General features: G+C 46.7%; 25 protein-coding genes. 12 read left to right on the forward strand and 13 right to left on the reverse strand.

Annotation, left to right across the window (positions count from 1 at the left end; all coding sequences use genetic code 11):
- Nucleotides 1-294 precede the first annotated feature (294 nt).
- Together ACL9RM_RS01285 and ACL9RM_RS01290 are read right to left on the reverse strand one after the other, a co-directional pair.
- Nucleotides 295-2,463 (reverse strand): alpha-glucuronidase family glycosyl hydrolase, encoded by a 2,169-nt coding sequence (locus tag ACL9RM_RS01285; RefSeq protein ID WP_250266942.1) that lies wholly within the window; start codon nucleotides 2,461-2,463, stop codon nucleotides 295-297.
- 35 nt (nucleotides 2,464-2,498) lie between these two features.
- Nucleotides 2,499-4,697: a glycoside hydrolase family 52 protein gene (locus ACL9RM_RS01290; RefSeq protein WP_250266941.1), complete on the reverse strand. Its 2,199-nt coding sequence runs from the start codon at nucleotides 4,695-4,697 to the stop codon at nucleotides 2,499-2,501.
- A gap of 166 nt (nucleotides 4,698-4,863) precedes the next feature.
- Here ACL9RM_RS01290 and ACL9RM_RS01295 point away from each other — a divergent pair, with 166 nt between their 5' ends.
- The gene (locus ACL9RM_RS01295; protein WP_250266940.1) at nucleotides 4,864-5,808 is read left to right on the forward strand and encodes a helix-turn-helix domain-containing protein; all 945 of its coding nucleotides are present in this window, start codon (nucleotides 4,864-4,866) and stop codon (nucleotides 5,806-5,808) included.
- Nucleotides 5,809-5,867: 59 nt separating this feature from the next.
- Complete coding sequence (locus ACL9RM_RS01300; protein WP_250266939.1) at nucleotides 5,868-5,978, forward strand: hypothetical protein; 111 nt, start codon at nucleotides 5,868-5,870, stop codon at nucleotides 5,976-5,978.
- Nucleotides 5,979-6,296: 318 nt separating this feature from the next.
- Here ACL9RM_RS01300 and ACL9RM_RS01305 read toward each other — a convergent pair whose 3' ends face one another.
- Complete coding sequence (locus ACL9RM_RS01305; RefSeq protein ID WP_250268977.1) at nucleotides 6,297-7,475, reverse strand: MFS transporter; 1,179 nt, start codon at nucleotides 7,473-7,475, stop codon at nucleotides 6,297-6,299.
- A 156-nt stretch (nucleotides 7,476-7,631) separates the two neighbouring features.
- On the opposite strand from ACL9RM_RS01305, the gene ACL9RM_RS01310 reads away from it, so the two are divergent.
- Entirely contained in the window at nucleotides 7,632-8,075 is a 444-nt protein-coding gene (locus tag ACL9RM_RS01310) for an Lrp/AsnC family transcriptional regulator (protein WP_414126082.1), read from the forward strand.
- On the opposite strand, the gene ACL9RM_RS01315 is transcribed toward ACL9RM_RS01310, so the two are convergent.
- Nucleotides 8,061-9,242 (reverse strand): serine hydrolase domain-containing protein, encoded by a 1,182-nt coding sequence (locus tag ACL9RM_RS01315; RefSeq protein ID WP_414126084.1) that lies wholly within the window; start codon nucleotides 9,240-9,242, stop codon nucleotides 8,061-8,063. The two genes, ACL9RM_RS01310 and ACL9RM_RS01315, sit on opposite strands and share 15 nt — an antisense overlap.
- Before the next feature lie 257 nt (nucleotides 9,243-9,499).
- On the opposite strand from ACL9RM_RS01315, the gene ACL9RM_RS01320 reads away from it, so the two are divergent.
- The 3 genes from ACL9RM_RS01320 (at nucleotide 9,500) to ACL9RM_RS01330 (ending at nucleotide 11,263) form a co-directional block, all read left to right on the forward strand.
- A complete protein-coding gene (locus tag ACL9RM_RS01320) occupies nucleotides 9,500-10,003 on the forward strand; it encodes a hypothetical protein (RefSeq protein ID WP_414126086.1) in 504 nt (167 codons plus the stop codon).
- A gap of 484 nt (nucleotides 10,004-10,487) precedes the next feature.
- Nucleotides 10,488-10,661: a hypothetical protein gene (locus ACL9RM_RS01325; protein WP_172828283.1), complete on the forward strand. Its 174-nt coding sequence runs from the start codon at nucleotides 10,488-10,490 to the stop codon at nucleotides 10,659-10,661.
- The gene (locus ACL9RM_RS01330) at nucleotides 10,658-11,263 is read left to right on the forward strand and encodes a zeta toxin family protein (protein ID WP_414126088.1); all 606 of its coding nucleotides are present in this window, start codon (nucleotides 10,658-10,660) and stop codon (nucleotides 11,261-11,263) included. The genes ACL9RM_RS01325 and ACL9RM_RS01330 overlap by 4 nt, the downstream gene beginning before the upstream one ends.
- 191 nt (nucleotides 11,264-11,454) lie before the next feature.
- On the opposite strand, the gene ACL9RM_RS01335 is transcribed toward ACL9RM_RS01330, so the two are convergent.
- The 5 genes from ACL9RM_RS01335 to ACL9RM_RS01355 form a co-directional block, all read right to left on the reverse strand.
- Nucleotides 11,455-12,357 (reverse strand): AraC family transcriptional regulator, encoded by a 903-nt coding sequence (locus ACL9RM_RS01335; RefSeq protein WP_235306675.1) that lies wholly within the window; start codon nucleotides 12,355-12,357, stop codon nucleotides 11,455-11,457.
- Between the two features lie 130 nt (nucleotides 12,358-12,487).
- Nucleotides 12,488-12,784, reverse strand: coding sequence for a hypothetical protein (locus ACL9RM_RS01340; RefSeq protein WP_250260121.1), 297 nt, complete (start codon nucleotides 12,782-12,784; stop codon nucleotides 12,488-12,490).
- A 243-nt stretch (nucleotides 12,785-13,027) separates the two neighbouring features.
- The gene (locus ACL9RM_RS01345; RefSeq protein WP_061829502.1) at nucleotides 13,028-13,375 is read right to left on the reverse strand and encodes a KGG domain-containing protein; all 348 of its coding nucleotides are present in this window, start codon (nucleotides 13,373-13,375) and stop codon (nucleotides 13,028-13,030) included.
- A 123-nt stretch (nucleotides 13,376-13,498) separates the two neighbouring features.
- Nucleotides 13,499-14,260 carry an ABC transporter permease gene (locus ACL9RM_RS01350; RefSeq protein WP_029518725.1) on the reverse strand — a complete coding sequence of 254 codons (762 nt, stop codon included), beginning with the start codon at nucleotides 14,258-14,260 and terminating at the stop codon, nucleotides 13,499-13,501.
- Nucleotides 14,257-14,997 carry an ABC transporter ATP-binding protein gene (locus ACL9RM_RS01355; RefSeq protein WP_414126091.1) on the reverse strand — a complete coding sequence of 247 codons (741 nt, stop codon included), beginning with the start codon at nucleotides 14,995-14,997 and terminating at the stop codon, nucleotides 14,257-14,259. Before ACL9RM_RS01355 ends, ACL9RM_RS01350 begins: the two co-directional genes overlap by 4 nt.
- A gap of 235 nt (nucleotides 14,998-15,232) precedes the next feature.
- Here ACL9RM_RS01355 and ACL9RM_RS01360 point away from each other — a divergent pair, with 235 nt between their 5' ends.
- The 4 genes from ACL9RM_RS01360 to ACL9RM_RS01375 all read left to right on the forward strand — a co-directional run bounded on the left by ACL9RM_RS01360 (nucleotide 15,233) and on the right by ACL9RM_RS01375 (nucleotide 19,699).
- Nucleotides 15,233-15,832 (forward strand): TetR/AcrR family transcriptional regulator, encoded by a 600-nt coding sequence (locus ACL9RM_RS01360; protein ID WP_235306671.1) that lies wholly within the window; start codon nucleotides 15,233-15,235, stop codon nucleotides 15,830-15,832.
- A gap of 100 nt (nucleotides 15,833-15,932) precedes the next feature.
- Nucleotides 15,933-16,574 (forward strand): SDR family oxidoreductase, encoded by a 642-nt coding sequence (locus ACL9RM_RS01365; RefSeq protein ID WP_414126093.1) that lies wholly within the window; start codon nucleotides 15,933-15,935, stop codon nucleotides 16,572-16,574.
- A gap of 509 nt (nucleotides 16,575-17,083) precedes the next feature.
- Nucleotides 17,084-17,794, forward strand: coding sequence for an MBL fold metallo-hydrolase (locus ACL9RM_RS01370; protein WP_414126095.1), 711 nt, complete (start codon nucleotides 17,084-17,086; stop codon nucleotides 17,792-17,794).
- Between the two features lie 99 nt (nucleotides 17,795-17,893).
- The gene (locus ACL9RM_RS01375) at nucleotides 17,894-19,699 is read left to right on the forward strand and encodes a glycosyltransferase 87 family protein (protein ID WP_414126097.1); all 1,806 of its coding nucleotides are present in this window, start codon (nucleotides 17,894-17,896) and stop codon (nucleotides 19,697-19,699) included.
- Nucleotides 19,700-19,830: 131 nt separating this feature from the next.
- On the opposite strand, the gene ACL9RM_RS01380 is transcribed toward ACL9RM_RS01375, so the two are convergent.
- The 4 genes from ACL9RM_RS01380 to ACL9RM_RS01395 all read right to left on the reverse strand — a co-directional run bounded on the left by ACL9RM_RS01380 (nucleotide 19,831) and on the right by ACL9RM_RS01395 (nucleotide 23,235).
- Nucleotides 19,831-20,535 carry a Crp/Fnr family transcriptional regulator gene (locus ACL9RM_RS01380; protein ID WP_254326386.1) on the reverse strand — a complete coding sequence of 235 codons (705 nt, stop codon included), beginning with the start codon at nucleotides 20,533-20,535 and terminating at the stop codon, nucleotides 19,831-19,833.
- A gap of 61 nt (nucleotides 20,536-20,596) precedes the next feature.
- Nucleotides 20,597-20,767, reverse strand: coding sequence for a rubredoxin (gene rd, locus ACL9RM_RS01385; RefSeq protein ID WP_071643830.1), 171 nt, complete (start codon nucleotides 20,765-20,767; stop codon nucleotides 20,597-20,599).
- Between the two features lie 2 nt (nucleotides 20,768-20,769).
- Nucleotides 20,770-21,963 (reverse strand): NAD(P)/FAD-dependent oxidoreductase, encoded by a 1,194-nt coding sequence (locus ACL9RM_RS01390; protein ID WP_250266931.1) that lies wholly within the window; start codon nucleotides 21,961-21,963, stop codon nucleotides 20,770-20,772.
- 36 nt (nucleotides 21,964-21,999) lie between these two features.
- Nucleotides 22,000-23,235 carry an FprA family A-type flavoprotein gene (locus ACL9RM_RS01395; RefSeq protein ID WP_190298233.1) on the reverse strand — a complete coding sequence of 412 codons (1,236 nt, stop codon included), beginning with the start codon at nucleotides 23,233-23,235 and terminating at the stop codon, nucleotides 22,000-22,002.
- A gap of 228 nt (nucleotides 23,236-23,463) precedes the next feature.
- Here ACL9RM_RS01395 and ACL9RM_RS01400 point away from each other — a divergent pair, with 228 nt between their 5' ends.
- A complete protein-coding gene (locus ACL9RM_RS01400) occupies nucleotides 23,464-23,805 on the forward strand; it encodes a cupin domain-containing protein (protein ID WP_250266930.1) in 342 nt (113 codons plus the stop codon).
- Nucleotides 23,806-23,998: 193 nt separating this feature from the next.
- Entirely contained in the window at nucleotides 23,999-24,772 is a 774-nt protein-coding gene (locus ACL9RM_RS01405; RefSeq protein WP_250266929.1) for a class I SAM-dependent methyltransferase, read from the forward strand.
- Nucleotides 24,773-25,235 lie beyond the last annotated feature (463 nt).

Genomic DNA, 25,235 nt, shown 5'->3' on the forward strand with positions numbered 1-25,235 from the left:
CCCAAAGCATAGTCTAATTCGACAACATTTTGTAAACGTCTACAAAAATAGTATAAAGCAAGCGGTTGCATAAAAAGAAGAATTTATTGCACACTCAGAGTGGACAAATATGACATTTTACGTAAGCAACCGTGTGCTTAAAAGCTTCCAGGCAAAAAAATAAGGCATAGGTCTGAGTAAGACGCATGCCTTTTAATGATGTGCGGATAGACAATGCCAGTATAGGAGAAAGCGAACCTAGGCGTAGAGAAGCCTTGTTCCAGTCTGTATGAAAGTATTGCCGAGACAGCTTGCTTAATAAATAGGGCGATTCTTCTGGTCCGGAATGCCACTTTTACGGTAGAAATACGTATTGATCCGATCCCGCCATTCTTTGGCATGCTCAGTCTGATGCTCCAGCCGCTTCAGCACCTGTTCATACATGGCATCATTCAGTTGCCCTCGTAGACTAACCCATGTGTCTCGGAGATGGGCCGCACGTTCTGCACCTTCAAAATGGGTATCATAAATGTGCTGTATGACAGTTTGGCCGGAGTGGAGCAAGTGTGTATAAGGAACATGGTGAAAGAATAAAAGCAGCTCATCCGGGCAGGTGTCCGTAGATTCGTAGATATTAGTATTGGGAGAAAAATATTGTCCTGCATAGCCCGTTCCGGTTGCGGACGTGCGATCTACCCCGATCCCCCGGCAATCAGCAAAATGGTAGGTGCCCCACATAGAATATTCGTACCCGTCTACATCCGGCCCATAGTGGTGATCGGGACTGACCATCCAGCCGACCCCGAGAGGGGCAGTGTAGGATTCGTAGATATTCCATGAATCGAGCAGCATTTGCTTAAGGGTAGAAATTAAATCTGTGTCGCCGTCGCTATTCCCTTGTCTGCCAAACGTCAGCCGAACCCACTCGTCAGCGATTTCGTCTGCGGACAGGTCCGGGTCCCATGCCAACCGGCCATAGCCATAAAGATTGGACTGGGCGAGCAAATGTCCGGTCCAATTGGTGTCTGCACCAATATTGGATACACCGGCTATTCCATAGTTGGTATGCTTGGGAGAATGCAGAGCGCCACTCACGATACGCTTGATGGTGGAGCCTTTTCCTTGGGCGTAGGTGTCAAAATCCAATACTTCCTTCCATTGGGGAACAAGATAACATAGATGTTTCTGTTGGCCGGTGTACTCTTGCGCAATTTGAAATTCCAGCAGTACCTGAGTGGATTCCAGCGCACCGAACAGGGGGGAGACAGGCTCCCGCACCTGAAAATCCATGGGACCATTTTTGATCTGTAAAATGACATTTTCTCGAAACAGTCCATCCAGCGGTTTAAAATGGTCAAAGGCTGCGCGGGCCCGATCCGTCTTGCGATCGCGCCAGTCCTGCTTGCAGTTGTAGACAAAGCAGCGCCAAATCACACGTCCGCCATAGGACTGCAACGCATCTGCCAGCATATTGGCTCCATCGGCGTGATGGCGCCCGTAGCTGAACGGTCCGGGCCGATTTTCGGAATCGGCTTTGACCACAAAACCACCCAGATCGGGAACGGCGGCGTAAACTTCCTGGGCTTTGGTCTGCCACCATTCAGCTACAGCTGATTCTAAGGGATCGGCCGTGGTTAACCCGCCGAGCTGAATAGGACTGGCATAGTTAATGCTCAAGTAGATCTGTATGCCATAGGCGCGAAACACCGCAGCTACTTTAGCCACATCCGGTAGGAATTTAGCTGTAATCAGCTCGGTTTCTACCTGATGGACATTCACATTGTTGATGGATAGCGCTTGAATGCCTACAGAAGCGAGCAGACGGGCGTAGTCTCGCAGGCGCTCCATATTTGTAGTAAAGGCATTATTGTCGTAGAAAATAGATCCGCCCGCATATCCACGTTCAACACTACCATCCATGTTATCCCAGTGGTTGATCATGCGGATGGGATTAACAGGGTTGGATAATTGGTCTAGAATGGGGGCGTGCAATGATTCGGTGGTGGGCTTCAACTTCCCATCTAGTCCTCCCTGCAGGTAGCGCAGCAGATGAAAGACTCCGTACAATACGCCTTTGGAGGTCTGCCCTGCGACTGTAACGTATTGTCCTTTGAACTCATCGTTACCATGCGAAGCTGAATATGCCGGATCTGGCATCTCTATCCCGCGAATTCGGTAGCCTTCTGCACCCACTTCTGCCTGTTCCTCTGCGCTGAATCGTTCTGCGACCAAAGGATGCGCTGGGAACGTACCCAGCGCAATGAATGGCGCATTCACAGGAACGGCGCTGATCTTCGGCTGCTGTCCAAACATGGAGGTCAATCCGTGCCGAAGCTCACTCGCAGCCGATTCAAGCACTTCATCTGTCTCATGGACCACGATGAACCTGCACCAAGCGGGCAGCTTTTCTACCTTACTATTGCGGCTGTAATGCAGCCAAGCCGCATAGCCGCTCTCTTTTGGCATATCCATAAGCTTGCTCATATTGGAGCCTCCTTTTGGGCAGGTGAAGATGATCCTCAGACATGCTGTTCCTGATCCTGACTCATATGCTCAGGGAGAGTCAGACGGTTGCCGTTGCCTTCATACAGCCACAAAATAGCAGTAACTCCGCGTGGATAGTATTTGCTGCCGTGAGCAATACCGGAGAGTATCTGATCACTCCAGCACCAATAGGATTCTTCAGGGTGAAGGAGCCATGAGACGTGGGCAGCGTCTGCGGCCTGCCCAGCTTCTTCCCAAGGCAGTTCCAGCAGCTCGCGGGCAATAAACTGTGACAGATAGATTTTGCTCAGCCAGGAGTTGTTACTGGTCGAGGACAGCTTCCAGCCTCCGTCTTCAAACAGACAAACTCCCGGTACCAGTACAGTTTCCAAATGGCGCCGCAGTGCTTGAATATATCCACCGAACCGTCCATCAGGCTTAAGCGCAGCCTCACATCCTGTAAAGTAAGGGAAGATCAGTCCCTCAATGGCAGGAATAATCTGCGAGTCATTGCCTTCCTTAATAACTGCAGGAATATAGCCCTTGTCTGTCATATGTGCTGTGATTGCGGCTGCGCATTTGTCCGCCTGTAAGCCAGCCTCCTGTGAGAGGGAGTTAAGCCCTTTTGAGGCAAATATTTTTTCCAGTGCAACATATACCGCCCAGCATTTGCTGCCTAGATAAATGTTGTTGCGGGACTGACCCAGAGATACGTCCAGACTGTCGTAGGTCGTAATTTCTGCGCCTCCCCGGGTTCTAGAGCTGTCCAAGCCCATCAAGCCGTTTCGTTGTGCCGGGTCGGGGTGATCCCGCCGCAGCATGCTTTCGAAGCAGTCACACAAGACAGGCAGCATGCGTGTTGTAAATGACTGATCCTGTGTCTGCTCGATATATACCGTAGCGCAGCAAAGCCAGTTCACCAGCTCCTCATGGCTCATGTAAGAGAAGCAGTCGTCAATCCCTGCCAGCTCATAACAGGAGTATCCCTGCCGGGAGAACACGTTGGCCACGCCCATATCATGCGTAAACGTGATACCACCCGGATAGGTCTGTTCCTCTCCCGGAAAGCGTACCTCATCCCGATAGCTGTACCTTTGGACAAACCACTCCAGCTCGTTGCGCACCGTCCATGGATTTAAAATCAATTCATAGTAGAGCTGATCTGCCGTCAAGTCGAGTGTATTCATCATCCGATACTCGCCTTCGTTCACAACCCAGATCGGTTCTCCGTCCGCTTGGTGACTAAGCAGTTGGGTGCTGCCGTAGTAGCTGTGGATCGCCTGAGCGAGCATGAATTCCTGATCCGGGCTCAGGTTGGCCGACTCCATCCAGCGATTAGCCTGAACACAGGCTGCGGTGAGGTCTGTAAAATGCTTCAATGCATAGCTCCCCACGTCTTCAATATCCTTGAACAGCCGGGTATAGTAATACGATGCTTCGATGCCTGTCGTTACGATGCCGCCGCGATAGAAGCATATGGCGAAGGTATACGTGCGCTTCTCACCTGCGGGAACGTCCATCAGAAGCGCACCCGTCACGCCTAGGCCAAAGGATAAATTCTCGGCCATGGTCTCCCCAAGCAGCTTCTCCATTGCAAATCCGCTGGCAGGTACTGCTTCACTGCTGTTGGTCACAATGGCTGTGCTGCGCCCTTGGCCGATGCCTGTGAGTCTTCCCTCCAATGGGGTAGAATCCGTAGCGTCCCTGCGCGGATCTTCTCCAATAATGCGTATGCCGCTATACGGATCACTGCCCTGATAGCCGAAAAAAGCTTTTCGTGCTGCAGTTCCTTGCGTGTTATCGACGGTTAGCTCAGCGAATACCGCCGGAACCAACGCTGCTCGCAGCTCATCCATACCCGCGGTTCCCGGCTCGGGCACCGGGCGAACAGGAGAGTACAGTCGGAACGTCAAATCACCAGCCTGCCATGTATCCGTTCCTGCTTTTAGCTCACGGGTAATGTCTGAATCGGCAAAGGCCATAAGCTGTGGTTCCGTTCGTTTACCCTTTTTCTCCACGTCGTAGCGGGCACTTTCATCCTGGGTGGATGCAAAAAAGGGAAGCGCCTCGTATGATCCGCCATCTCTGGATTGCAGCCCAATATATACATTTTCATCGGCAGGCTTGCCCAGCTCCAAACCGAGTCCGCCGCGATTGCCCTTAAACCCAAGCGTAAAGCTGGAAAAAGAACCGATAGGTGCATGCTGCGTGTTATAAAATATATTTTTCGACATATAATGAAACCCCTTTCATAGTAAGGTTTAACTTTGACTAACTTCACTTAGAGCCTAGCATGTCAAATGGCGGGGAACCATTGTCAAATCGCTCAACTATTTATCCAAATCGCGCTGAAAGCGATATACTGGAGTATATCCATGTAAGTAAGCCAGGAGGGAAAACATGTCGTCACCACGTTTACCGAAGCGTCCCCATCATCCAGATCTTGCAGCTGCCGGAGAGGAATTCTTTTTTCCCGATGTACGGACCACGGTCAATTTGTTTGCCATTCATACACGAAGTGTCGGAAGAGAGTGGAGCTATCCGCCACACGAGCATCCTCAATATGAAATTAACATCGTGCTTGCGGGAGAACAGATCATGGTTGTGGATGGTCGCAGCTATACCCAGCGACAGGGTGATCTGGTGCTGCTGCGCCCGGGTATTGTCCATTCGAGCCATAGTAACGGAGAAGGATTTACGTATTTTTGCATGCATTTCGACATTGATGATAAGCTGTTTCTCTCGCTCCTGAGTCGTCTGGAGCAGGTGATGTTTCCAGCTGAAGGCACCGTGGCAGGTCAGATGGGACCAGCGTTGAGCAAGCTGCTCGATCTTTCAACGCCAGAAGACATAGGAGTAGGTAGTGATTCGGTGGCAAAGCGTATGCGGATTCAATCTGCTGTGTTTGAACTGTTCGCAACGTTGTGGGAGGCTGTATCCAGCGAAGCGGCCCATCTGCCGGGGCGTGGATATGTACAGGCAGAGCTTGCCCATCAGATTGCCAGTCGTCTTCAGGGCAGAGTGAATCAGCCTTATGGGTTGGCCGGATCGGTGGAAAAACAGGATGGGATCGAGGGGATTTCATCCGAGCTAGGTATTAGCGTGTCCCATTGTAATCGTGTATTCCGTAGCGTTTTCGGTGTGTCTCCCCGTGTATACCTATCCGGGCTTGTGCTGCATGAGGCCAAGTTGCTGTTAGCTGACCCGCAATGGTCGGTGCAACAAATTGCCGATATGCTCGGCTATGGGGATATTGCGCATTTTAGCAGACAGTTCAAGCGCTGGTCGGGCCAATCGCCGACATCCTATCGCAAAAGCACGGTACAGGAAAGCCCATACGAATAAAAATGAGTATGTCTTAAAAATAGTTATGATATAACCCTTATAAAGGAGTTGAGAATAATATGAATTTACATAATCAACGTGTCGTCGTGATTGGCGGCAGTGCAGGTATAGGGCTGGCAACAGCCATAGAAGCAGCAAAGCAAGGGGCAAGCCGTGATCGCCGGGCATGATCTAATCCGACGGGCAGGAATCAATCTTTAAACAAAAATCGGTTCAACACCATACAAAGTGTTGAACCGATTTTTCAGAGTGTCGAGAAAGTCCAGAGGACTTTTCGACACTTCTATTTTTATATGGGGAGACGCATCTTTTAAAACAAAAATCGATTTAAAACGATCTGAGGACCCTAGTTTTTAGACCACTAAGACAGTTTTAAACCCCCTGCAAAAAAACAGGGGGTTTCTCGACAGCCTGAAAAATCGGTTCAACACCATACAAAGTGTTGAACCGATTTTTTATGATAACAGGCTTGGCACTCTTGCAACTTTTTAGCTTTGCACATCTAACCCTTTATATTTTCGCAAAATACGTGGATAAATCAACTTAGACCCGATGCATACCATCGCCAGCATGGCGAACAGCAAACCGCTCCACAGCGTCCCATGGATTCCCGCTCTGGCAATAAACCACCCCCCTGCCAGCGAGCCCAGTGACACTCCTAGGTTAATAAACGAGATATACAGACTGTTGGCAAACGCGGGAGCTTCTTTGGCCTCATCAATCACCCAAATCTGGGCGACAATCAGTCCACTGGTATGAACGGCCCCCCACACGATAATGATGAAGAGCGTAGGGATAAATGAAGGACTGATCCCGTACAACAGCAAATAGGTGCCCCCCAAGACTACTGGATGAAAAAGAGCAGTCCGTACCTTATGCAAGCCCATGAGCTTGCCAGCCAACAGATTGCCGAGCATTCCGCCGATGCCGAAAATAATAAGCAGAAAACTGATAACCTTGCTGCTCATCCCTGTATTTTGCCCCAAATATTCGGCAGAATAGCTATACACCGAGAACATGGCTGCAAAAATAAAAGTAGCCGCCCCGATATTGAGCCACAGCGATACTTTACGCAAAATGCCAAGCTGCTTCCGATAGGAGAACATTTCGGCTTGCGGTGTATCCGGCAGCATAAATAAAATACCGATCCCTGCAAGCCCATTCGCTACCGCAGTAAACCAGAAGGAGGCCTCGTATGAAAATTGATTGGCGATATAGGCCGTAATTGGAATACCGAGTACCATTCCCATGCTCGTGCCGAGAAAGGCCTTGGCGGAAGCTTGCGTTGCTTTTTCCGGGGGATACAACGCAGTGGCAGCGACAAAGGCAAGCGAGAAATACACCGGGTGAAACAGAGCCGGAATGATACGTAAAATCACTAGTAGATAAAAGTTGGATGTATAGGCTGACAGCAAGCTTGTTATGGCAAAAACAAACAACGACATTGCCATGATTCGCTTGCGGTTAAACCTGGACATCAATAGCACCATGAAGGGACCGAACAGCGCGATGATCAATGCAAATGAACTGACAAGAAACCCGGCCTGAGCTGCCGTAATATGAAAACGTTCAATGATGACCGGCAAAATGCCAACCACACCGAACTCAATCGTGTATACACCAAATAGGCCAAGCGCAATGAAAAGCAGGGGCTTACTATATTTCATTGGTTTCATTCCCTCTCCACGTCTTCCTGCTTTACGTCCTTGATTTTGCATGCTAATATTTCATTAAATCATAAAATAATAAGGCGATATTCGAAATAATACATAATAATAATTGTGTTTTTGTAATATTACCTTGAACTTAAGGAGGATGGTTTGATGGATCAAGTGGATCATAAAATTTTGTTGTGTCTACAAAACCAGGCGCGTATCTCCATGACCGAGCTGGGTAAGGAGGTTGGGCTTTCCCAGCCTGCCGTAACGGAAAGAGTGCGGCGCATGGAGGATAAAGGTATTATCACCGGGTATCGCGCCATAGTTTCACATGAGAAAGTCGGGAAGCCGATCATGGCTCACGTGCTCGTGCACACGAATCAATGCAATTCATTTGTTGAGTTTTGCCAATCTGCACCTGAAGTCATTGAGTGCCATAGAATCAGCGGCGAGCAAAATTACTTACTGAAAGTCATGGTTGAGTCTATGCTCAAGCTGGAGCGGTTCGGGGATGAGTGTGGAAAGCACGGGCACTCTACCACGTTAATTGTCCTGTCCTCGCCTGTAGACCATAAACATGTAACCCCCACTTTATTAGACCCTATTTGAGCTACCGTAAATGGCTTGGCAAAGCTCGGTTGTAAACGGACCTGACATCCCTTCGAATGCTGTATTGGTAAAGGCGACAACACTAAGTCTTAGTGCGGGATCAACGAACCACGAATGACCGTAAGCTCCTCCGAGACGCCACGTTCCGGGTGATTCTGCTGTTCCACTTTCGTCGGGATTTTGGAGTACGGTGAATCCTAGTCCAAAGCCCCGCCCCGGCCAGCCTGCCAAGGGGAGGTTCCCGGTCTGGATGGTGCCCATTTCACGAACCCATTCTTCTGAAAGTAACGGATTGCCGCCGTTTCGCAGTGTTTCCAGCAGCTGCATGAAATCTTTTGCGCTGCCAATCATACCAGAGCCACCAGAGTGGAAAGCCGTGGGATCAAAGGCTCGTGCAGGCTGAAAACGAAGTCCTGCGGTGCCTTCAAAAACCTGCGCAACCTCAAGCTCACGCATCCGCCGGGGTTCTGATATATCGTTGACATAAGGAGCCGCAAGCCGTCCAGCATCCGCGACCGCGAAACTGGTGTCGTGCATACCGAGAGGTTCTGTAACGAGCTTTTTAACAGCAGCATCAAGGGTTGTGCCACATACACGGCTAATGATAGCGCCGAGCACATCAGTAGCAATCGAATATCCCCACGCTTTACCCGGTGTATATAACAGAGGCACAGAAGCCAAACGTTGCAAGTTCTCTTCCAGTGTAAGATTTGAGAAATCCATGCCATCTGATACGCCTGCACGATGATAGGGACCGCCGCCTTCTTCCTCTAAAAAGCCATAGGTCAACCCGGCAGTATGTGTCAGCAATTGGCGTATTGTAATGGAGGGCTGCTCACCACTGATTAATCGGGGGCGAAAGTCGGGCAACCAGCGTTCAATAGATTCATCGAGTTTAATCAATCCTTGGGCTGCCAAAACCAAAGCCGCAGTAGATACAATCGGTTTGGATACAGAAGAAAGCCGAAATAAAGCCTCCTCATGCATAGGACGTTGTTCTTCTCGATCAGCCAGCCCCGCCGCTCGGACATACACGGGTGAACCGTCCATATATATCATGACGACTGCGCCGACCAGGCGCTTTTCGGCAAGGGTTTGATCTATAACTGCATTTACACGTCCGTCCAGACCAGCTTGTATCGCAAAAACTCTATTATCCAAACCCATAAATATCTCATCCTCTCTATGATCCAGCGGTTACCGCTTGATGGAACTTAGTTTACAGGATGGGAAGACGACATTACATAAGGTAACAAAGGTATTCAGCGAGTATTTACGTTAAAATAAAATTATATGGAAAGAATGGCCTTGGATTTAAATGAGTGGGGTTTTACAAGAAGTTATGCTGCGTTTTACAGTGCCTTTTTAAGTTGAGATACGTTGAAAAAAGGTGGTAAAATTTACAACAAAGGGGGTTTTATTTATTGAGGATTGTATCGCGTAATAAGTTGGCTTGCTTGGTTGTCTTAGGAGGGATTTTGACCGTAATTGCTACAGGTTTTGGAGGAGGTAAGGAATCTTATAAACTTCCCGATAAGCCCAAAGAGGCTGCTGTCTCGACATTTTCAGAATATATGAACGCTTCTATGAGTCGCGATTACGATAAGATGCTTTCACTGTCTGATGATTATCGCTTTAAAACAGAACGGGCACGGCTTGATTTTCTAAAAGCCCAGGGAACACCGATTGATTATCGTATCGTGTCTGTGGATGATTCTAACCCTTCCAAGATTGTTGTTTCGTCGATAACGAAGTATGAGGATATGGAGTTACCTTCCATTAAGCATATTCTTGCTTTTGAGGAAGGAAAGTACAAGCTACAAATGAGAAATGTTGTGATCAATATGATTCCTTCATCACCTGACTACAGAACGGTCGAGTACGAGCTTGACAAAGTAGACGACAATTTAGAAGGTAATTTCAAGTGATTTTAATTTTTTAATTTTCTAATCAAACAGTCCAAAGCGTATCCAATGAGATACCAGAAAACTAGTGTAGTAAAGTAAACAATGGTTATGGGGATGTTTGCCTCTCGCACAAATCGAAATGATTCATACATCCAAACTAGCGGGCTAATGATAGCCAATAGTATATTATAGTCGTCGTACCCCGTAATATTAACAGTAATAACTAGACATGAGATTAGGACTAGCCAAAAACGAAAAGATTTCATTGCCTGTACCTCCGCAATTGTATTTGTTGTTATAGACGAATAAAAAAAACTGAAGGTAGCATTTATTCCAAATTTATTTATTAAAATATATTAAAAAGACAATATTTCGATCCTATTTACTTGTCACGATTTTTAGCCGTGCGGTATTCGTATGGATTTGAGTGACGCTGGATTCTTTCAGACTTTTCGATTTATGATATACTCTCGATATATGATTTGGATGGGATGGTGATGGCTAAATGAATCGTACACACGACCTAGGCAAGTTAATCAAACTAACTGGAGATAGAGCAAAACTGGACGCTAAAGCAAATGGCACATATATTGTCTACAAAACGTCGGATGGTCAATTTGTTAAAGAGTACAGTAATGGTCAAGTCGAACGAATTAAAGAGCAGGATATTTTATCATGAGTGAGCCGTTTGCTACTATGTTTGTATTCGCAGGAAACAATGGAAGTGGTAAGAGTACAATTCGTAATCTAATCGTTGATAAACTTGGTGTAAGTGTTAATATCGATCCAGATGCGTTAGCGCGAGGGATTGATCGTAAAAACCCTGATCGATACAAAGTATCGGCAGGAAAGGAAGCGATTAAGCTAGCACGGGATTGTATAAGAAATAAACGAGATTTTACCGTAGAGACGACACTTGCTGGTGGCAATGTGATTCGACAAATGCGAGTGGCAAAAGAAAATGGCTTTGAAGTTATCATGTTTTATGTGGGCCTTGGTGATTATCGTCTTAATATCGAGCGAGTTGCTGCACGAGTTCGAAATGGGGGCCACCACATTGAAACCGCTGATATTATAAGACGGCATCAGACCTCACTAGACAATCTGCTCTTACATCTTAAACTTATCGATCATTTAATTGTCATTGACAACAGCAGCTCAGATGGCGTGATTGTATTGGAATCAGATAGTGAAACGATAAAACATCATGTGGCCTTGTTACCGGATTGGGTTAAAATCATTGATAGTTACTTGCAAAATAAAAATACTGATCAAGAATAAACCGACAACTGTATGATTCAGGGATCGGTTTATTCTGTATTTACATCGTATTATGACCACAATGTCAATTCGATGTGTATTGCATCTCAAGATGGAACCCGTTAGTAATAAACTGTTATTATTTTTCAACAGACTTTAGCAAGACGATGAACAGCATCCTGATCGTAGCGGCTTCTTGGGATTCTTTTTCTCTACACTTTTTTCACTGGACGTAACACTGCGTATCCGTATCTTTCTGGGAAATGCCGCTGATAATCTTGCTTTGTTTCCTCATCCCATTCATACCCTAGGCTGCTAGGGTCAAAGTTCCAAGCCTTCTCCTCCACCATTCTCATAACGTCTCCGTTGTTTTTTAAATAATTGAAGGGTGGGTGAAAAAACACCAGGTAATCTGATTCGGGGATGTCCCGACACTTCATTCCTGCGGGAATCTCTCCATTGTAGTCAGCGGCGACCGGTATTCCATAGAGGTAGCCTTTCTGACCATCTTGATAGAACCAGCCCGCAGTTTGGCCCAATTGTTCGGGAAGCTTGAGATGAGACATGCTTTCCAATGTTCCGCAAATTTCATCACAATTGTGACCGTTTCTCCAGAAATCACCGTAGTTTCGAGAAGAAGTATCCCAGATTCCAATAAATTTGTGTGCTGGTATATGCTCGATTTTGACTTCAGCTTCTTGCAAATGATCCTTAACCATCTTATCCCGCTCCTTCAAATGGTAATGATAAGGAGAGAACACCTCAACGCGAATGGTCAGCGGAATAGGTCGGGGCTCCTTTTGGTATACAGCCGGAGTTACCTCAAACGCTTTTACAAATGCCCGTGTAAAAGCCTCTTGTGAAGAAAACCCATACTTTATGGCAACATCGAGGATGCGGACATTGCTATCCCGGAGTTCCAGTGCAGCACGGCTAATCCGGCGCATCCACACATAATCCCTTAACGTCATTCCTGTAAGAGAATGAAACTGTTTTGTACAGTAGTAAGGGGAGTAGCCTAACTGACTGGACATTCTCAGCAACGAAGGTGCTGAAGTAAGATTATTATCAATCCAATCGATCATGAGCTGCACCATTTCGTTCCATTCGTACACGAGGGTTCCCTCCTTTCGACTCCATCTTAACAGTCGGAATGCAGGAATATTTGATTTGAGTTGCATGCACTCTTTTGTATCCATGAAGCTTTAACCAAGGGCTGTGTTAGTCCTTGTTGTCTTGTTCTGTTTACTCCTCTACATAACGGATATATGGGTGTTGAAAGTACCTTTGATCAGACACGAAATAATATTGTTTGCCTATAACCAGAGGAGGGATCACAGACTTTGGGGAAATATATAATTCTTTATATTCACCTCCGCTAGAAGCATCTCTCTGTATGACCAAGTAATCATCTGTAGTTTTAACTAATTTAGCGGTTTCTGCCGAGTGATGACCTGAATAATAATAAATCCAGCTGAAAATCAGTAAAAAAAATATAATTCTTAGAATAGTTGCAGCCGTTTTATTCTTTGTAATCAACATTCGCGCAAACCTCCTATAATCCATTCTTTCATTTGTAATAAAATATGTATGATTGGTTATTTAACCTGTTTATGTATATTGTAAGGCGTATGATCGGTTGACGAAAGTAACTTTCACACAAAAAGCCTATCTGCCGTTGTTCGGGCAGATAGGCTTTTATAACATAAACGTCCACTATACTTCATGTTTATATGCAGTCTGTGCCTCTACATTGCAATTGCACCGACCACATACTCCCTATTGTCAGTTATCTCTACGCTGACGTGCGCGGGCTTCGCCGCCTTTACGGCCAGCTTCTTCCCTGCTCATTTTCCCGTCGCTATCACTTTGGTCTGAGTTGCCACGGGCTTCGCCGCCCTTGCGTCCGATTTCTTGATAGAATTCCTTGTCATGGTTTTTGGAAGTGGCTTCGCCGCCTTTTTCACCAATTTCCTGGTAGAAGTCCTTGCCATGACTTTTGGAAGTGGCTTCGCCACCTTTTTCGCCAATCTCTTGATAAAATTCTTTGTCGTGATTTTTAGCAGTAGCTTCTCCACCTAAACGTCCTGCCTCTTCGCGACTCATTTTGCCATTTTGGTTGTTGTTAGCCATGTTCAATCACTCCTCATCGAATTTTAGTAAAGCGGGTACGTGTATCTATTAACCTTTGTGTCAGGAATTAAACATGTCTCTTTTATTTTGTGAAATCACAGATAACTGGGGATATTCACCTGATTAGCGTTCCCATGCTTCTGTGTGCAGTTGTTGCTGGCGGTTAAATAATGCCGGATAAATGAACAGGCTGAGCAGCACGCTGGTCAAAATAGCAGAGGTCATGGTGGTAAATACGATGAGCAATTGCAAACGCACGGCGGCAATCGGATTGGCACCTGCGATGATTTGTCCGGTCATCATGCCGGGCAGCTGGACAAGCCCCAGCGTTTTCTGCCCCTCAATGGTTGGAATCATACTGGAACGTATGCAATCCTTGAGTATAGGGAAGATGGCTTGTCTAGGCGTGCCGCCTAACGCCAGAATGAGCATGATTTCAGGCTTGCGCAGCAGGACTTCCGACTTGAGCCGGGACACCAGCAGGCTGGACAAAATCATAGAACTGCCAATGATCATGCCGCTAATCGGAATCATATACCGGGCTGTCGCAGGAATGATATGCAGGCCAATGAGGAATGTCTGTGTAACGATTTCCACACACAGCAGCGTCAGGAATGATTTCCACATGAGACCGGGGATAAATCGTCCTTTGCGCGCAACATTTTGTGAGGCTACGGTAATCATGAGCAGAATGAATAATACGATAAATCCGTAGCTTTGCATCCCAAAAATCAAATGCAATACATATCCAATCGCCAGCAGTTGAACCGACGCTCTGATTGTGGCGATGATCATGTCTCGGTCCAGACCGAGTTTGAAGGATTTGGACATGACGATGGCGATAAATACAAAACCGAGAGAGAGAATCAAGGCAACAATCGTCATACCCATTCTCCTGCTACAAACCTGCGGGTCTCACTATGCTGTGGAGCATTAAAAAACGTCTCCGTATCCTCTTGTTCTATCAGTCTTCCGTCGATCATCAGCCATGTTTCGTGGCCTACCCTGCGGGCTTGTTCCATATGATGCGTAATCCAGATCATCGTTGTTCCTTCTTCTTTGTTCATTTGCAGCAGCAATTCCTCAACCTCTTTGACCGAGGCAGGGTCCAGTGCAGAAGTAATCTCATCCAGCAGTAAAATATCCGGACGGTTCGCGAGTGTCCGCGCCAAGGCCAAGCGCTGTCTTTGTCCGCCGGACAGTTCCTGCGCCTTCTGTTCCAACAGGTCGCGAGTAAGTCCTACGCGTTCCAACAGGCCGGCAGGATCTTCCAGCACCGTACCGTGCAGCCGTTCTACGGTTTGGAGATTGTATAGGACCGTTCCCTGAAGCATGGGGGCATCCTGAAAAACCAATGCTACTTTCCGTCTCAGTTCAGGGATCTCCCACTCCGATATAGGTTTGCCGAGGACACGGATATCCCCTTCATCCGGTGTCATTAGGAGGTTGCACAGTGAAAGCAACGTGCTTTTACCAGACCCCGATGGACCGACCAACGTGGTGATTTTGCCGGGGGAGACTTTTGCTGTAATCCCGTTCAGAACAGCACGTTGCTGTCCAGACCCGGTGAAATATTTGATAATGTGATTGAATTCAATAGCTGGAAGTGGCTTGGGTTCCATAGATATAGCTAGCTCCTTTGTAAGGGATCAGATCCGTTCCGTTTATGATCTTATTTTTTTATTATATCAGTAATGACCGCCATGCTCTTCTATAAAGGTTCGATGCAGGTCGGCTGTTGTAAACGGCATTTTCTTTGTATAAACTAACAGGATTAGTTAAAATAGAATCTGGATCGACTCAGTATATGTATAAGGTACCGGATTACATAGAAATTCGATGGAAGGAGGCGGGATGGTGTCGCCTAGAAACGGAGTAAAACTGCAAGATATCCTGCGGGCTGCCGAGGACATTGCCAATGAACAAGGGATGGGGGATGTCACGCTCACCACGCTGGCGCAAAAGCTGCACATTCGCCCTCCGTCCTTGTATAACCACGTGAACGGATTGAATGGACTGCGCCAAGTACTGGCATTGCACAGCCTCGAACAGTTGGAGGAAGCTTTGATGAGCGCAGCGGTTGGTAGAGCGGGCGAAGATGCGCTGACCGCTATGGGGAACGCGTATATGCGGTATGCTCGCGAGCGACCAGGTTTGTATGAAGCGATGCAGTATGCAACTGATCGAAATGATACCGAAATGAGGCAGGCTGCGGATCGCGTGGCCGAGCTGGTCATTACCGTCCTATCCAGTGGTTATGGCTTTAAGGAAGAAGATTGCATTCATGCAGCGAGGGGATTCCGTAGTCTGCTTCATGGATTCGCCTCGCTTGAACAAAAGGGCGGCTTTGGTTTACCTGTGGAAGTGGATCGGAGCATTGAGGTGATGATGGCTACCTTTTTGGCAGGTCTGCGTGTGCGGCAAAAGCGAGATGCCGAGCTTACCAAAGAAGTCTGATTTCAACCTGATGCAGCTAACATGATTGCGTCGCAGACCCGAAGGGTAAAATACATCTGTATAATGTAGATGAGAGACTGCGAATACAGGAGGGGTATGAGTGAACGTACTGGTGATTGGTGCAAATGGAAAAGTAGGCAGACATCTTGTCCGTCTACTGGGGCAGAATAAATCGCATCGCGTAAAGGCGTTGATCCGCAATTCGGATCAGGCCGAAGCGCTTGAACGTTTGGGAGCAGAAACGGTGGTAGCTGACCTCGAAGGGACGGTTGGTGATATTGCCACAGCTATAAAAGGCAGCGATGCTGTCGTGTTCACAGCAGGCTCCGGTGGAAAAACAGGAGCGGATAAAACGCTGCTTATCGACCTGGATGGAGCGGTCAAGGCGATGGAAGCCGCCGAACAAGCGGGTATCCAGCGCTTCGTTATGGTCAGCGCCCTACATGCGGAGAATCGGGAGCAGTGGCCTGCATCCATTAAACCGTATTATGTGGCGAAGCATTACGCTGACCGCCTGTTGGAAGCGAGCAACCTGGACTACACGATTCTTCGTCCGGGTGGCCTGACGGATGATGTGGGCACCGGAAAAGTTGCTACCGGTGAGGAGCTCACCAGCCACACCATTTCTCGTGAAGATGTGGCGGCAGCGGTGGTAGCAGCGCTGGAGGAACAGCGGACGTATCATCGTGCAATTAATCTGGTTTCTGGCAGTACGCCTATTGCTGAGGCAATCCGGCTGTAATTACGGATGAAGTTGTTGCCCAAAGGACGCTTATAAATGACAAAAAAGCGAGAAGACGGCCACAATGGTCATCTTCTCGCTTTAATAATTTTACAGCTTGGTTGGATCCATTTCTTTTGGGAATGTTTCTTCAAAGCTGTGTTTTTTCTCGTATAAGTTGTACCAAGTTTCTGCAATGATATCTGGATGTCCTACCTATTCATGCCAACATCATACATGAGGCTGGTTATTTATGGGCATCTGGAATTACTCCGTTTGATAAAGAGGAAATAGCCAAGAAGGCTTCGTTATTAATAACAGGAGGAAAAGATGAATTCTTGTTTTGAGAGGCATCCCCGGGGGCAGAGTCCCGGGGATGCTTTTTGCTGTTTTCTCAGTACGACCGTCCCCGTAGCAGTTCCAAGCTCCAACTCCAGCTGAATAGCAGCAAAAGTATTTGCTTAAAACTAATTATATTATTTATAATACTAATATAATTAGTTTATAATTAAGTCAAGGAGATGAGATGAATGCGTATTGTTCAGGTGCAGCATGTGTATCAATTGACGTTTATGCCCCGGCTGTTCCCGGTGAACTGTTATTTGGTGGAGGAGAAAGAGGGGCTCACCTTGGTAGATGCCGGATTGCCATACAGTACCCGTGGTATAGAGCAGGCTGCGGCGCAGATCGGGCAGCCGATTATTCGAATTGTACTTACCCATGCCCATGGGGATCATGTGGGTGCGTTGGATAAGCTCAAGGCAAGGTATCCTGACGCGCAAGTGTTCATTTCCAGGCGGGACGCACCGCTGCTACAGGGCGATGTATCGTTGGAGACAGGAGAACCGGATATTCCTATTCGAGGCGATGTACCGAAGCATATCCTTACCCAGCCTGACGTTTTACTGGAGGATGGGGATCATGTAGGTTCGCTGTTGGCGATCAGTGCACCAGGACATACGCCGGGCTCGATGGCATTTTTGGATACTCGCACCCGAGCGCTAATTGCAGGCGACGCCTTTCAGACCCGAGGTGGTATAGCGGTATCGGGAAGGCTTAAGCCGCTGTTTCCTTTTCCGGCACTGGCTACCTGGAACAAGGGAATTTCGCTGAAAAGCGCCAAGAAGCTGGCGAGTTTCGATCCATCTTTATTAGCTGTCGGTCACGGTAACATGCTGAAGCATCCACAATCTCAGCTGGAAAGGGCGATTATGGAGATGGAACGACAATCTTCAGTGTGATGATTCGGTATTCAGCCAACATTCAGCCAGAACTCACAAAGTCCTAAGCTAAGGCAGATACAATATGGGAAAATAGAAACAGAGAGAGGTGCATCGGATTTGAACGTTTGGAAAGCGAACGGTCTGAAATATATACTTCTATGTAGTCTCATATTGTGTGCTGTCGCTAGTGTCGTTTCGTTATGGAGTTATTCAGGTAGTTCTGCGTCCCAGTCTACGGCTGTTAGGCAGGGACCATCCGGCGGGTTTGGGGGAGGAGGCGGACCTGGCGGAGGTATGAGGGGGACGGATTCGGCGAATAGCGCTGACAGCAAGAATCAGGGGACGACAGACCAAACTACCAACTCCTCCACTGAGGGGACATCGACATCGGGTGACAAAGGTACAACGACCGGGAATGATACGTCTGTATCGGGCGGCAGTGGTGTTGCCAGAGACGGACAGCACAGAGGCCCCGGTGGCATGTCTGGTAACGGATCTGGCATGGGCGGCCCTGGCGGTGGTATGGGTGGTGGAAGAAGTGGGAACTCCTCATCTGCTTATGCTACTCCGCTGGCGATTTTCGCCGCTTTGTTCTTCGGTGCGTTCGTGTTTATTGCGTACCGGTTTCGGGCTCGTGAATGGAAGCTCGGGGAATGTAATCGAGGACTGATGCTGTGGACTGTGCTGGGTGTGGGTTTCTTTTTAAGAATGGCGATCGCCCCATGGATTTCGGGTCACATGGATTTAATGCTATTCCGGAACTGGGCTACGACAGCAGCGGATAGCTTATCGGGCTTTTACACGAACGGATCAAGTGATTATCCGCCGTTCTATATTTATATTTTATATATGATCGGTCAAATCGGCTCTACGGATGCTTTCAGTCCCTATATGTCCGTGCTGCTGCGGCTTCCCAATATATTAGCCGATATCGTGACAGCGTACATGCTGTACCGGTTGGCGAGCAAACGGGTCGGCTATGGAATAAGCCTTGGATTGGCTATATTCTACGTGTTTAACCCGGCGGTGTTTATCAATTCGACCTTCTGGGGGCAGGTAGATTCTTTCTTTACTATGCTGATTGTGGGCATGATTGTGCTGCTTGTGGAAAACCGGGTCGGCTGGTCCGCCGTATTGTTTACGGTAGCCGTATTGATGAAGCCGCAGGGAATTATTTATGGGCCTGTTCTGTTCTTTGAGCTGCTGAGACAACGTAAAATACAGCCTTGGCTGTTGTCCATTGGCGGTGCTGTTGTGACGACCATTCTGGTCATATTGCCATTTTCGTGGGGGCAAGAGCCGTTATGGCTACTTGACCTATACAAGGGAACGGTCGGCGAGTATCCGTATGCTTCGGTGAACGCGTATAACTTTTTTGCATTGATCGGTGGCAATTATACGCAGGACACTACAACATTGTTCCTGTTCAGTTACCATACATGGGGTATGATCTGCATTGTGCTGGTGACTCTATTTACATGGTGGATGTATATCCGCAGTCGCAAACCACAATTTGCAGCAGCAGCTGCGCTGGTGCTCATTGCAGGTGTATTTACCTTCGCTTCCAGCATGCATGAACGGTACTTGTTCCCTGCGGCCGCGTTAGCTGTACTGGCGTATCTGTATTTACGAGACCGCAGATTTTTGTGGCTTGCGGGTGGATTCAGTCTTACGATTTTCCTGAACACCTTTGATATTTTCTATAGCTCCAACTCTCGGGATCAATACGGTATTATTTTGTGTGTGACATCATTGTTGAATGTGTTGTTGTTTGGGTATTTGATCAAAGTAGTGTGGGATTGCTCCAAATCGACCACGATTGAGGCTGCTCCTTCCACAGACAGAGTTTCGCCAGAACTTCCTTCAGCGCGGCCTGCATGGGGAGCGTCTTCCCAAGGTGTAAACACGACAATTGATAGTTAGTGGAGTATAAAATATGCTAAAAAACCGCCTTTTAACGAAATGGAAGTGGTTGATAGATCAACTGCAATCCATAAGTTAAAGAAGCGGTTTTTTGTTGTCCTCATGTTAGAGTAACATTGTATCTATGTGTCTCAATCCATATATTCGTTCAGTTTCTGTACATCGCAGATGGTAATCTCTCTTGTACCCCTGCTATGAATAATCCCCAGCTGTTCAAATTTTCCGAATTTGCGACTGATGGTTTCGCGGGTGACACCCACATAATTAGCCATTTCCTCGCGTGAAAGGGGGAGGTTTATTTTAATGTAGGAACCATCCGGCTTGCCGTATTTATGTCCAAGCTCAAGAATCATATAGGCGATGCGGATTTCCGGGTCTTTGGTAGCTAGGCTTTGAGCCAGGTTTTCGGTATGTGCCAAGCGTTTAGTAATGGTTTTGAGCAGCTTCAAAGAGATATCGGGATTGTTGCGGATCAACTGCTCCATATCATCCTTGGTGAGCATACAAATATCAGTATCTTTTAAGGCATACGCACTAAAGTTACTCAGCTCATCGCTGTTAAATATGTTCAACTCGCCAAAAAAATCGCCAGTTGTCAGAATGTGCAGAATTTGCTCCTTGCCCTGAGGCGTCATCTTCAGTAGCTTGACATGCCCGCTTTTAATAATGTACAGCGTATCGGATGCTTGTTCCTCGATAATCAGGGCTTCACCCTTCTGATATTTTCGGTGTCGGATCATAGAGCTGACCTTACACAAATCTTCGCAGGACAAAGAGGAAAAGATAGGCACTTTGCGGGCACAGGGCTCCTTTTCGCACTGGCAGGGACAGGACATCGCATTCACATTCATTCACTCCATTCATAAACCGGAAACTACAGGTTATAGCGCATGGTTGTTATTCTGTATCATCTATTGGGGCAAAATGACTTTGATCCTCACCGCAGACTGGACAAACCCAGTCTTCTGGAAGATCCTCAAACGCTGTACCAGGCATAACGTCTTCATCGGGGTCACCGGTAGCAGGATCATAAATGTATCCACAGGGCTGACAAACATATTTTTTCATCTCTAGTTCTCCTTGTCATTCAAAATTTTTGTAAGCTCTGGTGCGTCCGGTTTGAGTCCCTGCATGATGGCTGTTTTGTATGGTAGTGAAGCAAGGGCATCTCCAAAGCCAATCACGCCGCAGATAGAGCCGTTTTGTATGAACATACGTGTATAAGAAGCTCGATTTTTAATAATCAGGCTGGTGTCGCAGACTTGTTCATCTACCAGACCGATGGAAAAGAGAGGAGATTCATAGCAGTTCGAAAGGGTTACAGGGAGGGGACGCTGATAGCTGACGGATGCGCCCGCCATATTAGCGCCTGCTATTTTTCCCTGCTCCATTGCGCTTTCCCATAACCCATCTACTCTACTCTGAAATTCGGCTGCATCACCTGCTGCATAGATATTGGCGGAGCTGGTCTCCATCTGCGCATTCACCAGAATGCCTTGTCCAATATCAAGGCCGATTTGGCGAGCAAGCTCCGTATTCGGTACAATTCCGATAGAGTACACGACATGCTCGCAAGGGATAACAGAGCCGTCCTGTAGTTCCACACCTTCTACGTGATCTGTGCCTTTAATACGTTTTACGCCTTGCCCAAGGTGGATCTGAGTACCCCGTTCGGTCATTTGATCGGTCAAAATAGCGGAGGCCTTTTCATCTAGCTGGCGGGGCATAAGCCGATGCGAAGCTTCCAGTATGGTTACAGCATACCCGGCTTGCTGGAAGGACCAGGCGGTTTCCACGCCTTGAATACCGCCCCCGATGATACATATCCGGTCTCCCTGTCGCAATTCTGCTTTAAGGCTATCTGCATCTTGTCGAAAACGGATATTGTGAACGTTCCTTAGGGAAGCCCCATCCAGCACAAGCTTACGGTTGTGAGCTCCTGTACACAGCAGCAGCTTGTCATAAGCAACGGTTTGTCCATCTATTGTTTTGATAATACAATCCTCTGGATGTATCTCGGTTATCTTGATGCCGGAATACACATGAATTCGTTGATTGGCAAACCATTTTTCCTTTTTGATCAGGATTTTGTCACTGTGCAAATCAGTGAATAGTCCCTTGGAAAGTTTGACTCTGTTATACGGAAAGGATGCTTCCTCCCCGTAAATAGAAATTTCGGCCAGCTCATCATGATCTCTAATCGCTTTTGCCGCGTTGACGGCGGCGACACTGCCTCCGATAATAACGTAGTGTTGGTTACCCATTCAGTATCTCTCCTATTCGCTATACGCTACTGTGTTTTAAATAACACTAAGCAGTAGATCTGAGACAAATTCAGCGGCATTTTTAATTTTTTTCACTTTTTCAACTTCTGTAGGAGAGAAACGAATACGTACCGGGAATTCCACATGGGTCATACCCGTTGATTTGATTACATCTGAAGTGCTTTGCACCTTCATATTAGTACCGTTCAAGTAATCCTGTACAACTTCAATGGCTTCCCCGCTCCAACCGTAGGAACCAAAGGCAGCAGCCAGCTTGCCTTCCAGATTCATCTTTTGCATTTGTTGCAATAGGTCTTCCAATTTGCCCGTCATATCGGCATATTTAGTAGAGCTACCAACGAACACAGCATCTGCTGAGGCAATACTATTCAATATTTCCGTTTCATCCGCTTTATCCACGTCCCATAGCTCCACCTTGATTTGGTTCTCCAAAAAGCAGTCCTTCAGGATGTTTGCCATTTTTTTAGTATTATTTTTCAGGGTGGCATAGACAATCGCTACTTTTTTATCTTCCTTGGTTTCGGTACTCATAGAGGCGTACAAGTCAATAAACTTGGCAATATCATGCCGGATCGCGAAGCCGTGGGAAGGCGCAATCATCTCAATATCCAGATCGGCAACAGCTTCGATTAATGTGCGCACATATCTGCGATGTGGATGAATAATAGCCTGATAGTATCCGATAAAGTCCTCGGTGATATCAAAACCAGCCTCATCGGCAAATAGATGCTCTACAGCCACGTGTGTACTGAAAATATCGCAAGGGAACAAGATTTTATCTTCTATACAATACGTAATCATGGTTTCTTCTGTATGCAGATAAGGAGTTTCTTTGAACAGCAGCGTTTTGCCTCCAATGTCCAGTTGATCCCCATCCTTGATTACGAGGAAGTTGCGATGCTGAAGCTTGTACATTTGTTGAATTTCCGGAACGGCAATCTCCGTGCAGACAATCGTAGCGTTCGTTGCCTTGGAAGCAAGTGCCGCCAATCCGCCTGAGTGATCTGGTTCCGTGTGATTGACGATGATATATTGAATGTCCAATGGATCGATCAATTCGGTTACAGCTTCGGCAAATTCTCTACCGAACGCCATATCCACGGTATCCACAATGGTTGGCTTTCCGGTTTTTAATAGATATGCATTATAAGTTGTACCCTTTGATAGTAGAAGACGATGAAAGGGAACCTCACGATTATCAATTTTTCCTACCCAATAAATATCCTTTGCCAGCTTGAATCCGGGCTTCATAGGAATAACCTCCTGCTTGTTATTGTTTTAGCATCTTGCATAATCCGATTCTAGTTGGATGTGTCGGTGAAAAAGATGATTGAAATCAAATTTTTAAATATTTTAAAAGTATTTTTACTTAAATTTAGTTTTGTGATTGCAATCACAAGGCGAGCGAAATAATCCAATACAATAAAGGTATTCATCCATCTTAAGCAAATTTAATTTCAAACAGGAGCGTGAACTAATATGAAAAAATCAAACCTCATTCAATTTCAGGAATATAAAGAAGCTGCGTTTACAAAACGAATTGTGCATAAGGAAGCCGACAATGTAATTTTTATTCTCAACTTTACTCCTAATGCCGAGCTACCAACACATAATCACCCAGGAGCGAATGTATATTTGCTTGTTCTTGAAGGCAGCGGGACTGTAACTGTGAACGGCGAAGCAACGGAAGTTATCCAAGGGGATATCATTCATGTTACGGGAGATGAGCACTTTTCCTATCGTGGTGGTGCAGAGGTGAATTCCAGCCTGCATGTGGTGTTGACCAAAACGCCAAGTGAAAGCTATGCGCAGAACATATAAAAGAGGACACAGCACCATCATTGTATAAATGGAGCATTGGCATAAATCGTAAGAGTGGGTCTCCAATTGGCAATATATAGATATTGCATAATGCAACATGCTCATATCAAAAAAAAGAAAAAGGTTATTTTTTTTACACTCGTATTGATAATGAATATCATTATCAAATTTTAAGGAGAGGTGTTAATAGCCAATGCAGACAGTAGATTACAAACAGGTGCCAGGGCACTGGATATTAGCAAGTCTCGGTAAGCGCGTGCTTAGGCCCGGAGGGTTAAAAACGACACGTTGGATGATAGAGGGACTTGACGTAACCGGACAGGATGAGGTTATTGAGTTTGCCCCCGGATTGGGTATAACTGCCCAAATCACACTGCGGCTTAATCCCCGTCGTTATATTGCAATTGAACAGAATGAGAAGGCGGCTTCTATCGTAAAAACGTATGCAAGCGGAGCAAATCGGGAAGTCATTATTGCCGATGCTGAACAGGTTCCGTTGCCGGATGCCTCTGCGACGGTGGTATATGGAGAAGCCATGCTGACGATGCATACAAGGGCCAAGAAAGCGCAGATTATTTCGGAAGCCAGGCGGCTTTTGAAAGCAGGTGGGAAGTATGCTATTCATGAGATGTGCCTTGCTTCTAACCATATTGAGCCTGCGCTCAGAAAACAAATTTACAAGGATTTGGCTGTAGCCATGAGAGTTAATGCGACACCGTTGACGGTGTCAGAGTGGGAACAGCTGCTGAAAGAGGAAGGCTTTAAGGTCGTTAAAATCTATACGGTTCCCATGCACTTATTGCATTTGCCACGTATCATTCAGGATGAGGGCTGGTTGAGATTTGGGAAAATTGTCTTTAACCTTATGCGTAACCATGCTGCCCGGACAAGGGTTATGGGTATGCGCAAACAGTTTGTAAAGTACGCCGACCATCTGCAAGCGGTCAGTATCATCGCTGAGCGATAGCCTGAATTCACGAATAAGAGAATAAAGCTTTTTACGCAATAGCAAAAAAGGAGACGAACCCCTATTCAGGGATTCGTCTCCTCAGGCTGTCGAGAAACCCCCTGTTTTTTTGCAGGGGGTTTAAAACTGTCTTAGTGGTCTAAAAACTAGGGTCCTCAGATCGTTTTAAATCGATTTTTGTTTTAAAAGATGCGTCTCCCCATATAAAAATAGAAGTGTCGAAAAGTCCTCTGGACTTTCTCGACACTCTGAGGAGACGAACCCCTATTCAGGGATTCGTCTCCTTTTTGTATATTTGCTGCTTTGGCTTGGCCGCTGGCGTGCACATGCTTTGCACCCCTCTATTCGTCATATAATAGGCGTAACGAAAATTTCCAATTCCTGATGTTTTACATTACCATAGTGACTGAGATCATTGGAATAGTTAACCAAAATAATAAAATAGGCATACTTCAAAAGGAGG

The sequence above is a fragment of the Paenibacillus sp. S29 genome (assembly GCF_049319765.1).
In the GTDB taxonomy this organism is placed as follows: Bacteria; Bacillota; Bacilli; order Paenibacillales; family Paenibacillaceae; genus Paenibacillus; species Paenibacillus polymyxa_B.

Excerpts from the sequence above, each read along its gene's own strand:
- ACL9RM_RS01285 (WP_250266942.1), bottom strand. The coding sequence starts at position 2,463 with ATGAGCAAGCTTATGGATATGCCAAAAGAGAGCGGCTATGCGGCTTGG.
- ACL9RM_RS01290 (WP_250266941.1), bottom strand. The coding sequence starts at position 4,697 with ATGTCGAAAAATATATTTTATAACACGCAGCATGCACCTATCGGTTCT.
- ACL9RM_RS01295 (WP_250266940.1), top strand. The coding sequence starts at position 4,864 with ATGTCGTCACCACGTTTACCGAAGCGTCCCCATCATCCAGATCTTGCA.
- ACL9RM_RS01300 (WP_250266939.1), top strand. The coding sequence starts at position 5,868 with ATGAATTTACATAATCAACGTGTCGTCGTGATTGGCGGCAGTGCAGGT.
- ACL9RM_RS01305 (WP_250268977.1), bottom strand. The coding sequence starts at position 7,475 with ATGAAATATAGTAAGCCCCTGCTTTTCATTGCGCTTGGCCTATTTGGT.
- ACL9RM_RS01310 (WP_414126082.1), top strand. The coding sequence starts at position 7,632 with ATGGATCAAGTGGATCATAAAATTTTGTTGTGTCTACAAAACCAGGCG.
- ACL9RM_RS01315 (WP_414126084.1), bottom strand. The coding sequence starts at position 9,242 with ATGGGTTTGGATAATAGAGTTTTTGCGATACAAGCTGGTCTGGACGGA.
- ACL9RM_RS01325 (WP_172828283.1), top strand. The coding sequence starts at position 10,488 with ATGAATCGTACACACGACCTAGGCAAGTTAATCAAACTAACTGGAGAT.
- ACL9RM_RS01330 (WP_414126088.1), top strand. The coding sequence starts at position 10,658 with ATGAGTGAGCCGTTTGCTACTATGTTTGTATTCGCAGGAAACAATGGA.
- ACL9RM_RS01340 (WP_250260121.1), bottom strand. The coding sequence starts at position 12,784 with ATGTTGATTACAAAGAATAAAACGGCTGCAACTATTCTAAGAATTATA.
- ACL9RM_RS01345 (WP_061829502.1), bottom strand. The coding sequence starts at position 13,375 with ATGGCTAACAACAACCAAAATGGCAAAATGAGTCGCGAAGAGGCAGGA.
- ACL9RM_RS01350 (WP_029518725.1), bottom strand. The coding sequence starts at position 14,260 with ATGACGATTGTTGCCTTGATTCTCTCTCTCGGTTTTGTATTTATCGCC.
- ACL9RM_RS01355 (WP_414126091.1), bottom strand. The coding sequence starts at position 14,997 with ATGGAACCCAAGCCACTTCCAGCTATTGAATTCAATCACATTATCAAA.
- ACL9RM_RS01370 (WP_414126095.1), top strand. The coding sequence starts at position 17,084 with ATGCGTATTGTTCAGGTGCAGCATGTGTATCAATTGACGTTTATGCCC.
- ACL9RM_RS01380 (WP_254326386.1), bottom strand. The coding sequence starts at position 20,535 with ATGTCCTGTCCCTGCCAGTGCGAAAAGGAGCCCTGTGCCCGCAAAGTG.
- rd (WP_071643830.1), bottom strand. The coding sequence starts at position 20,767 with ATGAAAAAATATGTTTGTCAGCCCTGTGGATACATTTATGATCCTGCT.
- ACL9RM_RS01390 (WP_250266931.1), bottom strand. The coding sequence starts at position 21,963 with ATGGGTAACCAACACTACGTTATTATCGGAGGCAGTGTCGCCGCCGTC.
- ACL9RM_RS01395 (WP_190298233.1), bottom strand. The coding sequence starts at position 23,235 with ATGAAGCCCGGATTCAAGCTGGCAAAGGATATTTATTGGGTAGGAAAA.
- ACL9RM_RS01400 (WP_250266930.1), top strand. The coding sequence starts at position 23,464 with ATGAAAAAATCAAACCTCATTCAATTTCAGGAATATAAAGAAGCTGCG.
- ACL9RM_RS01405 (WP_250266929.1), top strand. The coding sequence starts at position 23,999 with ATGCAGACAGTAGATTACAAACAGGTGCCAGGGCACTGGATATTAGCA.